The organism is Caulobacter sp. GW821-FHT09A05, from assembly GCF_059418465.1.
On the sequence record NZ_JBWKPX010000028.1, the window covers coordinates 47,859 to 61,053 of the forward strand.

10 protein-coding genes are annotated in these 13,195 nt (G+C 70.7%); 7 read left to right on the forward strand and 3 right to left on the reverse strand.

Features of this window, described 5'->3' with window-relative positions; genetic code table 11:
* Window positions 1-21: 21 nt before the first annotated feature.
* A complete protein-coding gene (locus tag AC07NX_RS21105; RefSeq protein WP_494644493.1) occupies window positions 22-657 on the reverse strand; it encodes a hypothetical protein in 636 nt (211 codons plus the stop codon).
* Window positions 658-761: 104 nt separating this feature from the next.
* Here AC07NX_RS21105 and AC07NX_RS21110 point away from each other — a divergent pair, with 104 nt between their 5' ends.
* The 7 genes from AC07NX_RS21110 (at window position 762) to trxA (ending at window position 10,935) form a co-directional block, all read left to right on the forward strand.
* Window positions 762-1,616: a 1-acyl-sn-glycerol-3-phosphate acyltransferase gene (locus AC07NX_RS21110; RefSeq protein WP_494644494.1), complete on the forward strand. Its 855-nt coding sequence runs from the start codon at window positions 762-764 to the stop codon at window positions 1,614-1,616.
* Window positions 1,613-2,068 (forward strand): tRNA (adenosine(37)-N6)-threonylcarbamoyltransferase complex ATPase subunit type 1 TsaE, encoded by a 456-nt coding sequence (gene tsaE, locus AC07NX_RS21115; RefSeq protein WP_494644495.1) that lies wholly within the window; start codon window positions 1,613-1,615, stop codon window positions 2,066-2,068. The genes AC07NX_RS21110 and tsaE overlap by 4 nt, the downstream gene beginning before the upstream one ends.
* The gene (gene amgK / locus AC07NX_RS21120; RefSeq protein ID WP_494644496.1) at window positions 2,058-3,143 is read left to right on the forward strand and encodes an N-acetylmuramate/N-acetylglucosamine kinase AmgK; all 1,086 of its coding nucleotides are present in this window, start codon (window positions 2,058-2,060) and stop codon (window positions 3,141-3,143) included. Before tsaE ends, amgK begins: the two co-directional genes overlap by 11 nt.
* Window positions 3,140-3,880: an N-acetylmuramate alpha-1-phosphate uridylyltransferase MurU gene (gene murU, locus AC07NX_RS21125; RefSeq protein WP_494644498.1), complete on the forward strand. Its 741-nt coding sequence runs from the start codon at window positions 3,140-3,142 to the stop codon at window positions 3,878-3,880. Before amgK ends, murU begins: the two co-directional genes overlap by 4 nt.
* A gap of 2 nt (window positions 3,881-3,882) precedes the next feature.
* Window positions 3,883-6,867 (forward strand): double-strand break repair protein AddB, encoded by a 2,985-nt coding sequence (gene addB / locus AC07NX_RS21130; protein WP_494644499.1) that lies wholly within the window; start codon window positions 3,883-3,885, stop codon window positions 6,865-6,867.
* A 133-nt stretch (window positions 6,868-7,000) separates the two neighbouring features.
* A complete protein-coding gene (addA, locus tag AC07NX_RS21135) occupies window positions 7,001-10,483 on the forward strand; it encodes a double-strand break repair helicase AddA (protein ID WP_494644501.1) in 3,483 nt (1,160 codons plus the stop codon).
* Window positions 10,484-10,599: 116 nt separating this feature from the next.
* Window positions 10,600-10,935, forward strand: coding sequence for a thioredoxin (gene trxA / locus AC07NX_RS21140; protein ID WP_018061274.1), 336 nt, complete (start codon window positions 10,600-10,602; stop codon window positions 10,933-10,935).
* 110 nt (window positions 10,936-11,045) lie between these two features.
* Here trxA and AC07NX_RS21145 read toward each other — a convergent pair whose 3' ends face one another.
* Both AC07NX_RS21145 and AC07NX_RS21150 read right to left on the reverse strand, forming a co-directional pair.
* On the reverse strand, window positions 11,046-12,413 hold the full coding sequence (locus AC07NX_RS21145) for a hypothetical protein (RefSeq protein WP_494644502.1): 1,368 nt from the start codon (window positions 12,411-12,413) through the stop codon (window positions 11,046-11,048).
* Between the two features lie 219 nt (window positions 12,414-12,632).
* Window positions 12,633-12,743, reverse strand: a complete 111-nt coding sequence (locus tag AC07NX_RS21150) for a hypothetical protein (protein ID WP_494644503.1) — start codon at window positions 12,741-12,743, stop codon at window positions 12,633-12,635.
* Window positions 12,744-13,195: the final 452 nt, after the last annotated feature.

Here is a 13,195-nt window from a genome sequence, read left to right on the forward strand (position 1 = left end):
TGACAACTTTGAGTCGAACCTCTAGACTCCCAGGTCCTTCCGCACGAACCGGTACGTCTCGCGCCGCTCGCAGGCGCAGGCCTTCATCTTGCCGTCCGGGGTCCACCAGACCAGCAGCGGATAGGCGAAGTCGACGCCATTGGCCTTGAGCAGCGGCCGCAGGTCCTCGACGGTCTTGCGGCCGGCCTCGATCACGGCGGTGCGGGCGACGTCGCCGTCGGCGGGGGCGATCCCCTTGGCCGTCCAGGCCTCGACCGGGGTGGCGTCCCACGTCTCCGACAGGGCCCAGCTGCGGTTGACCCACAGCTCGGCCACGGTCGCCCGCTCGGCCGGGGTGGACTTGGGCACGCCGTTGCGGTCGGCGCGGGCGATCTCGATCAGCCGGGTGTCGACCCCCGCCTTGTGCAGGCCCGGATACTCCTCATGCTTGAACCGCACGCAGTCGGGGCAGGTGCGGAAGCTGACCATGTAGAGCTTCTTTCCCTTCAGCCCTGGCGACACCCAGCCGGCGGTCTCCAGGATCCTGGCGATCTCGGCCTGGTTCCTGGTGATGGTCTTGGGCCGCCAGCGCAGCTCGACGTTCCAGTAGGTCCACGCTCCCGCCGCGACGGCGGCGATCACGACGATGGCGACGAGCCAGCGACCAAAACGCTTCATGCCAGGAAACTCCCCTCTTCCGGCCCAACCTCCGATGTAGCGGCCGATCCGTCAAATGTCCGCCCTCCCTTGGAACCGCGCGGCGGCTTCTCTAGACTCGGCGGATGACCACGCCGCAGGCCGCGATCCCGGCCGGCCCCCACATCATCGACACCCTGATCGCCGAGCGGGCGCCGAAGCTGTGCGGCTCGCCGGCCTGGCCGCTGGCGCGCGGGCCGCTGCACGCCCTGCTCAGCTACGGCAAGGCCCGCGCCCTGGCCGAGGCCGTCGCCCCGATGGGCGGCCGCGAGGCGCTGGACTACGTGTCCGGCCTGCTCGGCCTGTCCGTCGACGTCCAGGGCCTGGACAACCTGCCGGCCAGGGGCGCGGCCCTGGCCGTCTGCAACCACCCCACCGGCATCGCCGACGGGGTGGCGGTCTACGACGCCCTGAAGGCGCGGCGGCCCGACATCACCTTCTATGCCAACGCCGACGCCCTGCGGGTCTGCCCGCGCCTGGGCGAGGCGCTGATCCCGGTCGAGTGGGTCGAAGCCAAGCGCACCCTGGCCCAGACGCGCGGCGTGCTGGAGCGCACCCGCGCGGCGCTCAAGGCCGGGCAGGCCCTGGTGATCTTTCCCGCCGGGCGTTTGGCGACCAAGGTCCGGGGCCGGCTCACGGACAAGCCCTGGCAGGCCTCGGCCGTGTCGATCGCCCGCTGGAGCGGCGCCCCGATCGTGCCCATGCACCTGACCGGCCCCTGGTCCACCCTGTTCCACCTGTTCGACGGCCGGTTCCAGGAGCTGCGCGACATCACCCTGTTCCACGAGATGCTCAACAAGCGCGGGCGGCGATTCTCGCTGATCGTCGGCAAGCCGATCCCCGCCCGGGCGCTGGACCCCGACGCGGCCATGGCCGCCGGCGCGCTGAAGCACTTCGTCGAACGCGTTCTGCCCACCCATCCCGACGCGGTGTTGCGATGACCGAAATTTTCCTGTCCGACGAGGCCGCCACGCAGCGCCTGGGCGAAAAGCTGGCCTTGGCCCTGCGGCCCGGCGACGCCGTCTGCCTGACCGGTCCCCTGGGGGCGGGCAAGTCGACCCTGGCCCGGGCCCTGGTCCGCGCCCTGACCTCGCCCGACGAGGAGGTGCCCAGCCCGACCTTCACCCTGGTGCAGTTCTATGACGGCCCCGACTTCCCGGTCGCCCATTTCGACCTCTACCGCCTGACCGACCCGGACGAGGCCTACGAGATCGGGCTGGAGGAGGCGCTGGAGGACGGCGCGGTGCTGATCGAGTGGCCCCAGCGCCTGCAAGGCCGCCTGCCGGCCGACCGACTCGCTATAGACATCACCCCCGTGGGCGAAGACGGATCGGCGCGCCGCGCCGTCCTCACGCCGCACGGAACCTTCGAAGGACGAACGCTTGAGCTCTGATCGCGAAACCCTCAAGGCGGCCTTCCTGGCCCGGACCGGTTTCGGCGACGCCCGCCGCGAACCGCTGGGCGGCGACGCCTCGACCCGCGCCTACGAGCGCCTGCACCGGGGCGACTCAAGCTTCATCTTCATGGATCAGCCGCCATCGGCGGAGACCGCGCCCTGTCCGCCGGATGCGACGCCGGAGGAGCGCGTCGCCCTGGGCTACAACGCCCTGGCCCGCCTGGCCGCCGGCCGGGTCGACGCCTTCGTGGCCTGCGCCGGCTGGCTGAGGGCCCAAGGCCTGTCGGCGCCCAAGGTGCTGGCCGCGGATCCGGGCGCGGGCCTGGCGGTGCTGGAAGACCTGGGCGATGACCTCTATGCCCGGCTGATCGAGAGCGGGACCGACGAGACCCCGCTGTACGACGCCGCCATCGACGGCCTGCTGGCGATCCATGCCGCGCCGACGCCGGGCGTCCTCGATTTCGACGGCTCGACCTGGCCGCTGCTGACCTATGACGACCTGGCGCTGAAGACGTCTCACGACATCTTCGTCGAATGGCAGCCGAAGTTCCGCGCCTTGACCTTCGACGCCGCCGCCCTGGCCGAATGGGAAGTCCTGTGGGCGCCGATCCGTGCCCGGGGCGAGGCCGGGGCCACCGTCTTCTGTCATCGCGACTATCATGCCGAGAACCTGATCTGGCTGCCCGACCGCGACGGCGCGGCCCGGGTCGGGCTGCTGGACTTTCAGGACGCGGTGGTGGCCCATCCGGCCTGGGACCTGTCGATGCTGCTGCACGACGCCCGCCGCACCGTCTCGCCCGAGCGCGAGGCCGCCAGCCTGGAACGTTATCTCGCCGGCCGGGCGGACCTCGACCGCACCGCCTTCCTGGCCGATTACCATGCCCTGGGCGCGCTCAATATCGTGCGCATCCTGGGCATCTTCGCCCGCCTGGTCACCCGCGACGGCAAGCCCCGCTACGCCGACTTCATCCCCCGGCTCTGGACCTATCTCGACGTCTGCTTCGCCAATCCAGCCCTGGCCGGGCTGAAAGCCTGGTTCGACGCCCACGTGCCGGTGGAGACACGCCGATGAGCGCCGCGCCCCGACAAGCTCCCAAAGTCGCCATGGTCCTCGCCGCGGGCCTGGGCACCCGCATGCGCCCCCTGACCGACGACCGGCCCAAGGCCCTGGTCGAGGTGGGCGGCCGGGCCCTGATCGACCACATGCTGGACCGCCTGGCCGCCGCCGGGGTCGAGACCGCCGTGGTCAATGTCCACTATTTCGCCGACCGGCTGGAGGCCCATCTGGTCCGCCGCGCCGAGACCCATCCGCTGCCCCGCATCGTGATTTCCGACGAGCGGCCCCAGGCCCTGGAGACCGGCGGCGGCGTCAAGCACGCCCTGCCGCTGCTAGGCGACGACCCGATCTGGGTGGCCAATATCGACTCCGTGTGGATCGAGGACGCCTCGGCCATCGAGGCGGTGGCCCGGGCCTGGGATCCGGAGCGGATGGATGTCTGCCTGATGCTGGCCTCGACCACCGGATCCCTGGGCTTCCATGACTCCGGCGACGTGTTCCTCGGCGACGACGGCGTGGTGCGCTTCAAGGCCCCCGGCGAGATCGCGCCCCTGGTCTATGTCGGCGTCCACATCTGCAAGCCCCAGGTGGTGGCCGACGGTCCCGAGGGCCCGTTCTCGCTGACGCCGATCTGGAAGGCCCTGGCCGCGGAGGGCCGGGTGCACGGCGTCGCGCCGTCCGGAGTGTGGATGCACGTCGGCGATCCCGCAGCGCGGGACATCGCCGAGGCCCGGCTGGCGGGACGCCCCTGACCATGGCCGGCCCCTTCGACAGCCCGGGGCCGCGCTGGTTCTCGATCCCCGCCCACCGGCCCTTCGTCGAGGACCTGGCGCGCGGGCTGCTGGACGCCCTCTCGCCGCTAGGCCCTGAGGCCCTGGCCGCCGCCACCGTCCTGACCCCCACCCGGCGCGGGGCCCGCGCCCTGGCCGACGCCTTTGTGGCGGCGGGCGGCGGCAAGGCCCTGCTGCTGCCGCAGATCCGCCCGCTGGGCGACCTGGACGAGGGCGAGCCGCCGTTCGAGCCCGGCGACCTGAGCCTGGACCTGCCCCCCGCCGTCTCCTCGCGCCGCCGCCGGTTCGAGCTGGCCCGGCTGGTGGCCGAGCACGCCCATCTGCTGTCGTTCCAGCCGCAAGCGGGCCAGGCCTTGGAGATGGCCAAGGCCCTGGCCGAGTTCCTCGACAGCTGCCAGATCGAGGAGGTCGTCGCCGACGACGGTCGGCTGGACGGCCTGGCCGAGGGCGACCTCGCCCAGCACTGGCAGGTCTCGGCGCGGTTCCTGAAGGCGGTGCTGACGGCCTGGCCGAAGCGCCTGGACGAGATGGGGCTGATCGACGTCAGCGATCGGCGGGTGCGGCTGCTGAACGCGCTTTCGGACCAATGGGAGCAAAGCCCGCCCCAAGGGGTGCTGGTCGCCGCCGGCTCGACCGGCACGGCGCCGGCCACGGCCCGCCTGCTGCGGGTGATCGCCGGCCTGCCGCGGGGCGCGGTGGTGCTGCCCGGCCTGGACGACGGCCTGGCCGACGACGCCTGGGACAAGATCGAGGGCCTGCCGGGCGAGCAGCATCCGCAGGGAGCGATGAAGCGCCTGCTGGTCGGGGCCGGGGCGACCCGCGCCGACGTCCGGCCCTGGTGGCCCGAGGCCGACAGCCGGGGCCGCTGGCGCCGTCGCCTGATCAACGAGGCCCTGCGCCCGGCCGAGGCCACCGCCGACTGGCTGGCCCAGATCGACCGGCTGCGCGCCGAGGCGCCGGGCCTGGACCCGATCGAGGAGGGGCTGAAGGGCCTGTCCCTGGTCAGCGCCCGCACCGAGGAGGAGGCCGCCGTGGCCTGCGCCCTGCTGCTGCGCGAGGCCCTGGAGACCCCCGGCCTGACCGCCGCCCTGGTCACGCCCGACCAGGAGCTGGCCCGGCGGGTCGGCGCCCGCCTCATGCGCTGGGGCGTGGTCCCCGACAGCTCGGCCGGCGCGCCCCTGGCCGCCAGCGCCGCGGCGATCCTGGCCCAGCACGTGGCCGGCCTGGCCGTGGATCCGCTGGCCCCCGTGCGCCTGCTGGCCGTGGCCAAGCATCCGCTGCTGCGGGCCGACGCCCAGGCCGCGCGCGACCTGGAGCTGAAGGGCCTGCGCGGCCCGGCTCCGCGCGACGCCGCCCAGTTGCTGGAGCGGCTCGCGGACCATCCCGACGCCAAGACGCTGGTCGAGCGCGTGCTGGCCGCCGCCCATCGCGTGGCCGCGCCCTATGTCGCCGACCCCAGGGCGGGCCAGCCGGCCGCCGCCGCTCGCGCCCTGGTCGAGGCGCTGGAGGCCCTGGCCGATCCGGCCGACCTGTGGGCCGGCTCGGCCGGCGAGAGCCTGGCGGGCCTCTTATCGTCGCTGATCACCGACGGGGTCGCCCTGCCGCCGGCCTCGGCCCAGGGCTTCGCCGACCTGCTGGACCGGCTGGTCAACGAGGAGACCCTGCGCACCGGCGGCGCCACCCACCCACGCCTGCGGATCTTCGGGGCCATCGAGGCGCGGATGGTGCGGGCCGACCGGCTGATCCTGGCCGGCCTCGAGGAAGGAATCTGGCCGCGCGGCGCGCCGATCGACCCGTTCCTGTCACGGCCCATGCGCGCCCGGCTGGGCCTGCCGCCGCCCGAGCGCCGCATCGGCCTGACCGCCCATGACTTCGCCCAGGCCGCCTGCGCGCCGGACGTGGTCCTGGTCCACAGCGAGCGGCGCGGCGGGGCGCCGGCCGTCGAGAGCCGCTGGCTGTGGCGGCTGAAGACCCTGGCGCGCGGGGCCGGCGGCCGCCTGGCCGAGCGCCCCGACGTCCTGGCCTGGGCCCGCGACCTGGACGCCCCCGGACCCTACGAGCCCATCAAGCGCCCGGCGCCGACCCCGCCGGTCGCCGACCGCCCGCGCAAGCTGGCCGTCACCCGGGTCGAGGCCCTGACCCGCGACCCCTACGCCGTCTGGGCCCGCGACATCCTCAGGCTCTATCCGCTGGACCGTCCCGACGAGCCGGTCGAGGCCCGGGCGCGGGGCACGGCGATCCACGCGGCGTTCGAGACCTTCGCCCTCGATCATCCCGGTCCCGTGCCGGCCGACGCCGCCGAGATCTTCGCGCGGCTCTATCTGGACGAGCTGGAGAAGGCCGGCATGCCGGCCGCCGCCCTGGCCCGCGAACGCGCCCTGGCCCGCGAGGCGGCCCTGTGGGTCGCCGAGCTGGAGACCCGCCGCCGGGCGAACGCCGAACGCATCGTGGTCGAGGCGGCCGGCGCGCTGACCTTCGACATCGGCGGCCGGCCGTTCACGGTCACCGCCAAGGCCGACCGGATCGAGCCGACGCCCGACGGCCTGGCCCACATCCTCGACTACAAGACCGGCGCCGCGCCGTCGAAGAAACAGGTCGAGACCGGCTTTTCGCCCCAACTGACCCTGACCGCCGCCATTCTGCGCGCGGGCGGCTTTCCCGACATCGGTCCGCGCGAGCCGGGCGACCTGACCTATCTGCGCGTCACCGGCCGCAAGCCGGCCGGCGTCGAGGAGGTGCGCGCCGCCGCGGGCGCCGAGGCGACGGACGCGGCGGCCAAGGCGCTGGACGGCCTGCGCGCGCTGATCGAGCGCTACGACAATCCGAAGCAACCGTATCTGTCCCGGGTGGCCCCGCAATTCGTCCACGACCACGCGGGCGACTACGGCCACCTGGCCCGGGTGTTCGAGTGGTCGACCAGCGGCGACGACGGGGAGGGTTCGGAGTGACGGGCCCACAAGCGCAGATCCTCCCCCCCTGGGGGAGGTGGCCCGAAGGGCCGGAGGGGGTTTCACCCGCCGACTCCGCAAGACCCCCTCCGTCGCTTCGCGACACCTCCCCCAGAGGGGGAGGATCTTCGTGATGTCCGACGCTTCGACCATCGACCCCCAGCGCATCGCCGCCGACCCCGCGATCTCGGCCTTCGTCACGGCCAACGCCGGGTCGGGCAAGACCAAGACCCTGATCGACCGGGTCGCGCGCCTGCTGCTGGCCGGCGCCGAGCCCGAGGCGATCCTGTGCGTCACCTACACCAAGGCCGCCGCCGCCGAGATGCAGCGCCGACTGTTCGAGCGGCTGGGCGAGTGGTGCGTCACCCCCGACGTCAAGCTGCGCGAGCAGCTAGGCGCGCTGGAAGGGCGCGACCCGGCCGGCTTCGGCCACCGCGCGCTGTCCAAGGCCCGGGGCCTGTTCGCCAAGGCGCTGGAAACGCCCGGCGGGCTGAAGATCCAGACCATTCACGCCTTCTGCGAGAAGCTGCTGCGGCGGTTCCCGCTGGAGGCCGGGGTGTCGCCCGGCTTCCAGGTGATGGACGACAGCGCCTCGGCCGCCATCGCCCAAGGGGCGCTGCGGCAGGTGGCGGCCTATGTCACCGACCACGACGATGCGTTCGCGGAGGCCTATGCCCGCTTCTCGGTGGCCCTGGACTTCGCCAGCTTCGAGGCGATGTTCGCGACGTTCGAGAGCCAGCGCGGGGCGATCGGTGAGTATCTGGCGCGGGCCGGCGGCCTGCAGGGCGCGGTCGAGGACGTCTGGCGGGTCTGCGGCTTCCATGACGGCCCCGGCAGCGTCGAGGCCGTTACGGCCGCGACCATGGCCAAGCTGGACCGCGACCTGTGGCGCGCGGTCGCCGAGGTGCTGCTGAACGGAACCAAGACCGACATCAAGTGCGCGGGCCAACTTCGGGCCGTGGCGACCGATCCCGACGCCGGCCTCGACCAGGCCCTGGCGGCGCTATTCACCGAGAAGGGGGTCGGCACGCCCATGACCTGGCCGGCCAAGACGTCTGGCCTGAAGTCACGAGAAGACCTGCGCACGCGCCTGCTGGCCGAGCAGGAACGGCTGGAGGAGGCCCGCGAATGGCTGCGGGCCGCGCGCGTGGCCGAGGACAGCGCCGACGCCCTGCGCCTGGCCGCCCTCTACATCACCTCGCACCAGATCGAGAAGGACGCCCGCGGCGCGCTCGACTTCGCCGACCTGATCGACAAGACCAGGATGCTGCTGACCCAGAAGGTCGACGCGGCCTGGGTGCTGTACAAGCTGGACGGCGGCATCGACCATATCCTGCTGGACGAGGCCCAGGACACCGCCCCCGAACAGTGGGCGATCCTGCGGGCCCTGACCTCGGACTTCTTCGCCGGCGAAGGCGCGGTCCGCTGGCGGACCCAGCATCCGGGAGAGGACGTCCGCACCCTGTTCGTGGTCGGCGACGAGAAGCAGTCGATCTATTCGTTCCAGGGCGCCGACCCCCAGCGCCTGCTGGCCGAGACCCAGGGCTACATCGCCCAGATCACCGCCGCCGACCGAGTCGGCAAGGCCGTGCCCCTGACCATGTCGTACCGCTCGACGGTGGAGGTGCTGAGCTTCGTCGACGCCCTGTTCTCGGCCCCCGAGACCCGCTCGGGCGTGCCGGCCCCGGCCGGCGAGGACCTGGTGCGCCACCAGCCGTTCCGGCTCGACCACAAGGGCTGCGTCGACCTGTGGCCGCTGGAGCGCGAGCTGCCCGGCGAGGAGCGCGAGGCCTGGGACGCGCCGCTGGACGCCGAAAGCGAGCAGGGCGCCAACCGCCGCCTGGCCGAGAAGATCGCCGCCGAGATCCAGGCCCTGATCGCCCGCGGCGACGCGGTGTTCGACAAGGAAACCCGTCAGTGGCGGCCGGCCCATCCCGGCGACATCCTGGTGCTGGTCCGCCGCCGCAAGGCGTTGTTCGAGGAGGTGCTGCGGGCCCTGAAGCGGCGCGGCGTGCCGGTGGCCGGGGCCGACCGCCTCAGCCTGTCGGCCCACATCGTGTTCGACGACCTGCTGGCCCTGGGGCGGTTCTGCCTGTTTCCCGACGACGACCTGACCCTGGCGGCCCTGCTGAAGAGCCCGTTCTGCGGCCTGTCGGACGACGATCTCTACGCCCTGGCCAAGGGCCGGCCGGGCGCGCTGTGGCGGGTCGTGAACGACCGCGCCGCCGAGCAGCCCCGATGGGCCGCCGCCCGCGACCTGCTGCGCTGGGCCCTGGCCGAGAGCCGCCGCCGGCAGCCGTTCGAGTTCTACGCCCTTATGCTGGGCCGGGTGGACGACAGCGTGCGCTCCAACCGCGCCAAGGTGCTGACCCGCCTGGGGGAGGAGGCCGCCGAGGCCCTGGACGAGTTCCTGGCCCAGGTCCTGGCCGCCGAGCAGCGCGGGGTGCGCGACCTGGAGGCCCTGGTCGCCGACTTCGCCAGCCTGGACATCGTGGTCAAGCGCGAGATGGAGGGGGCGCGCCACGAGGTGCGGGTGATGACCGCCCACGGCTCCAAGGGCCTTGAGGCGCCGATCGTCTTCCTGCCGGAGACCACGATGAAGGGCGGGGCGCGCGGCTCGCCGCTGATGCGCACCGAGGCCGGCGGCTTCCTGTGGTGCGCCAGCAAGGCCAACGACTGCGAGGCCAGCGCCGCCGCGCGCGAACGGCGCGAGAAGAAGGACGCCGAGGAGGCCCTGCGGCTCTACTACGTGGCCCTGACCCGGGCGCGGGACCGGTTGATCCTGTGCGGGCGGATCGACGCCCGGACCAAGGACGAGAACGTCGGCGGCTGGTACGCCGCCGCCCAGGCCGCCTTCACCCACGAGGACATCGCGCCCGGCGTCCGCGAAATCAGCGATGACGGCCGCAGGCGCTTCGGACCCGACCCGATGCGGGCGCAGGCCCTGGCCCCGCGCGCGACGCCCGCCCTCGTCCCGACGCCCGCCTGGACCCTGTCGCCGGCCGCGCCCGAGACCCCCGCCGCCCGCTACGCCGCCCCCTCGACCCTGGAGGACGAGGCCCAGGGCAGCGCGCCCTCGCCCCTGGCGGTGGTGGCCGGCCTGGGCCGCTACCGGCGCGGCGAGATCATCCACCGGCTGCTGCAGCTTCTCCCCGATCTCGAGCCGGGAGCGCGCAGAACCGCCGCCGGCCGCCTGCTGGCCGCCGAGCGCGACCTGACCGACGAGCAGCGCGCCGAAATGGCGTCGGCCGCGTTCGGCGTGCTGGAGGATGCGCGGTTCGCGGCGGTGTTCGGTCCCGGCTCGCGGCCCGAGGTCTCGGTGGCCGGGGGCGCCGCGACCCTGCCGCCCGAGCTGCGGATCGCCGGCCGGGTCGATCGGCTGGTGGTGACGCCCGACCGCGTCCTGGTGGTCGACTACAAGACCAACCGCCCCTCGCCCGACCGCATCGAGCAGGCCGATCCGGCCTATCTGTCGCAGATGGCCGTCTATGCCGCCGTGCTGGCCGAGGTGTTTCCCGACCGCCCGATCGAGGCCGCGATCGTCTGGACGGACGGTCCCAAACTCATGGCGGTTCCAGAAAAGGTGATGGCCTCGGCCCTGGCCCGGCTGTTCTAGATCATTGCCGAGGCGGGCGCGGGTCCCTAAATCTTGACGCAAGACGGGGCGCGAATCCCCGATGACCACAGTTTTCTAGCGCGCCCCGTTCCGCCGGGCGCAGATGGAGCCAAGCGATGAGCACCGTGACGGTGACCGACGAGTCCTTCGAAAAGGACGTCCTGCAGGCCGACAAGCCGGTCCTGGTCGACTTCTGGGCCGAGTGGTGCGGCCCGTGCAAGCAGATCGCCCCGGCCCTGGAGCAGATCTCCGAGGAACTGGCCGACCACGTCACCGTGGCCAAGGTCAATATCGAGGACAGCCCCACCACCCCGTCGCGCTACGGCGTGCGCGGCATCCCGACCATGATGCTGTTCCGCGGCGGCCAGATGGCCTCGATGAAGGTCGGCGCCATGCCCAAGGCCAAGATCCTGGAATGGCTGAACGAAGCCGGCGTGCACCAGCCCGCCTAAACATTAGTCGCTTTCAAAGCTTGATTGTCAGCCGCCTGTCTCGCTCCGCGAGGCGGGCGGTTTGCATTTTGGGGGCTAAAGCAGACCCAGTAGTGCGATCCTGAAAACGGTTATGTCGGCGTTTGCCAATCCTGCCAGTGCGGCCCTTCTCGGTACTCAGCCTCCGGCGGAACTACTAGGAAGAAATGTTCGACAGGGCGGGCCGCAGTCGGCTGCACGCCACACCATTGCGTCGTTTCATCAAAGACGAAATTCGTCAGCGGTGGGCTCTCCGGCACAAAGTAGTGGCAATATAGCCATTCGATGGGCTTGCCCCTGGGATCGAAGTTCGCCGCGTTCTCAATGATCTTGTCGTGCCGTCGGCGTTCGACCTCATCGCCTTCGACCGCCTCGAACCCAATGTGAATAATGCCAGGCCGATCTGGCGGCAGTTGCTGCGCAGCTTCCACCATCTTCTTGAACACATCCCGTGCCTTGGCCTCAATCGCCGCTTCCGCCAGGCACTCCCAGCGTAGCAATATGGCCATGTTACACTCAGCTGTGTAGCGCGGACTGTCCCAAGCCTTAGCGTGGAGGACTTGATTGAAGTTTTGATTGCGCTGATGAACACCGCACAGAAGTTGCAACATATGGGTGCCCGCCGTCAGAACCGGACCTTCCGCCAATGCGGCCTTAAGCGGCTCTAGGTCGATCCTGCCGACCGAACCCCACGCGACCTCATCATCCCACACATGGTTGTCCAGCCCCGAAGCTACCCACCGCCGGACGACTTTGATCAGGTAGTCGTCGGGAACGGCGTCGATCGGAATTTTGAAGTGAGCATTGCAGATGGTGCTACGCTCCTCATGAGCCAAACCTGCAACACAAGGCCCCCAGAGATCCCGGACTAGCTGCCGTTCGCGTTCGCCGTATTCGCCCGTCTCCATGCGCTTGCATTCAATGGCCCAGGTTCGACCGTCGAGCGTGACATCCATATCGTGGGTACGGGGACCGCCTCGTCGTTCGGGAAGAAAGGCGACAGTCGCGCCCGCGCGGCGGTAGGCGGCCGCGACCAGCAACTCGAACAAGCCGCCATTGGGTTGGCTGCGTTCCGCACCGAGAGTGCGTCGAACCCGATCCTCAACACCTTCGACATCCAAGAGCAGGTGCAAGTTCCGGCCGATCGCCATCCAGGCCGGGACAACACGAGACCCATACATCGGCTCGTAGTTATGTGGATGGTCGAGGAAAGCGTCACCGAGAAGAAGATACCAAGCGATCTTATCTTCGGTGGAGAAAAACCGACCCTGGTCATCGGCCGCCTGCCCCATGGCTGCCTTGTAGAGTAGGTCCGTCGCAGCATTGCGCCGCACTTTCCATTCTCCGAGCGGCAGGAAAGATTTGAACCAGTCAAGCGCACGCCGTAGTTCGACCTCGTCGACCCATCCTTTCGGTCGACCGTCTAGTGGAGTGAAGAAGCTGTCCGGGAAATCGACCATGATCAGGCGCTTGAGATGGATATGCCGACAGACTTAGCTGATAGCGATCGCGACATCGTTGGGTAAGGAACTCTATACGATAAACTCGACACTTTGTTCGGTGCGAATCTTACATCTCTTGAGTCTATAGCGTTCCGGACTGACCTGCTCAGCCCGGCGCGTCTTGCCGTGAGATGTAATGATGGCTCCCTTTGTAGGGCGAAGGGAGCGAGATAAAGCCTATTTCTTCCCCGGCGTGACGATGAACGGCGAGACCGAGGCCGGTGCGGCTTTCTTGTCCGCTTTCGGTTTGCGGACTTCCTTGTTGGACTTCTTCTGACCCTTGGCCATGGCGGCTCCTGCCGGGACGCTCGCGCGCCAGGAGATCCAGCGGGCCGAGCCGCCCTCTCGGCGTGGCGCGATCCTAGAGCGTCGCCGGGTGGGGGTCTAAGGGTTTCGATTCCCCGGGCGTCATCGGCTGGGCCCGGGCGAAGCCGGGGATGCGCCGCAACGGCGTGTTCCCGGTTGACGCTTATGCTCGGCGTATCCGGGGCAAACACCAGCAAAATCAACACCCTGAACTTTCTCGACCCGTTTCTGTCCTCACCCCGTCCAGACACCCTTATCCTGATCCCACCTCGTCGCAGGGAAAGGGCGCATGGCCAGCGACCGATGCGGCGGCGGGGGCGATCGAGCGGGAAGCTCCGTCGGTGGTCCTTCGGGACCAACCTTGCGTCTCTGGTGCCGGTCGGGCCTGTTATACAGATACGACGTGACGTGAGGGCCGACGGAGCAGCAGGCGA

Bases quoted from the DNA above. Each gene is read 5' to 3' on its own strand.
- AC07NX_RS21105 (WP_494644493.1), bottom strand. From the start codon at position 657: ATGAAGCGTTTTGGTCGCTGGCTCGTCGCCATCGTCGTGATCGCCGCC.
- AC07NX_RS21110 (WP_494644494.1), top strand. From the start codon at position 762: ATGACCACGCCGCAGGCCGCGATCCCGGCCGGCCCCCACATCATCGAC.
- tsaE (WP_494644495.1), top strand. From the start codon at position 1,613: ATGACCGAAATTTTCCTGTCCGACGAGGCCGCCACGCAGCGCCTGGGC.
- murU (WP_494644498.1), top strand. From the start codon at position 3,140: ATGAGCGCCGCGCCCCGACAAGCTCCCAAAGTCGCCATGGTCCTCGCC.
- addB (WP_494644499.1), top strand. From the start codon at position 3,883: ATGGCCGGCCCCTTCGACAGCCCGGGGCCGCGCTGGTTCTCGATCCCC.
- addA (WP_494644501.1), top strand. From the start codon at position 7,001: ATGTCCGACGCTTCGACCATCGACCCCCAGCGCATCGCCGCCGACCCC.
- trxA (WP_018061274.1), top strand. From the start codon at position 10,600: ATGAGCACCGTGACGGTGACCGACGAGTCCTTCGAAAAGGACGTCCTG.
- AC07NX_RS21145 (WP_494644502.1), bottom strand. From the start codon at position 12,413: ATGGTCGATTTCCCGGACAGCTTCTTCACTCCACTAGACGGTCGACCG.
- AC07NX_RS21150 (WP_494644503.1), bottom strand. From the start codon at position 12,743: ATGGCCAAGGGTCAGAAGAAGTCCAACAAGGAAGTCCGCAAACCGAAA.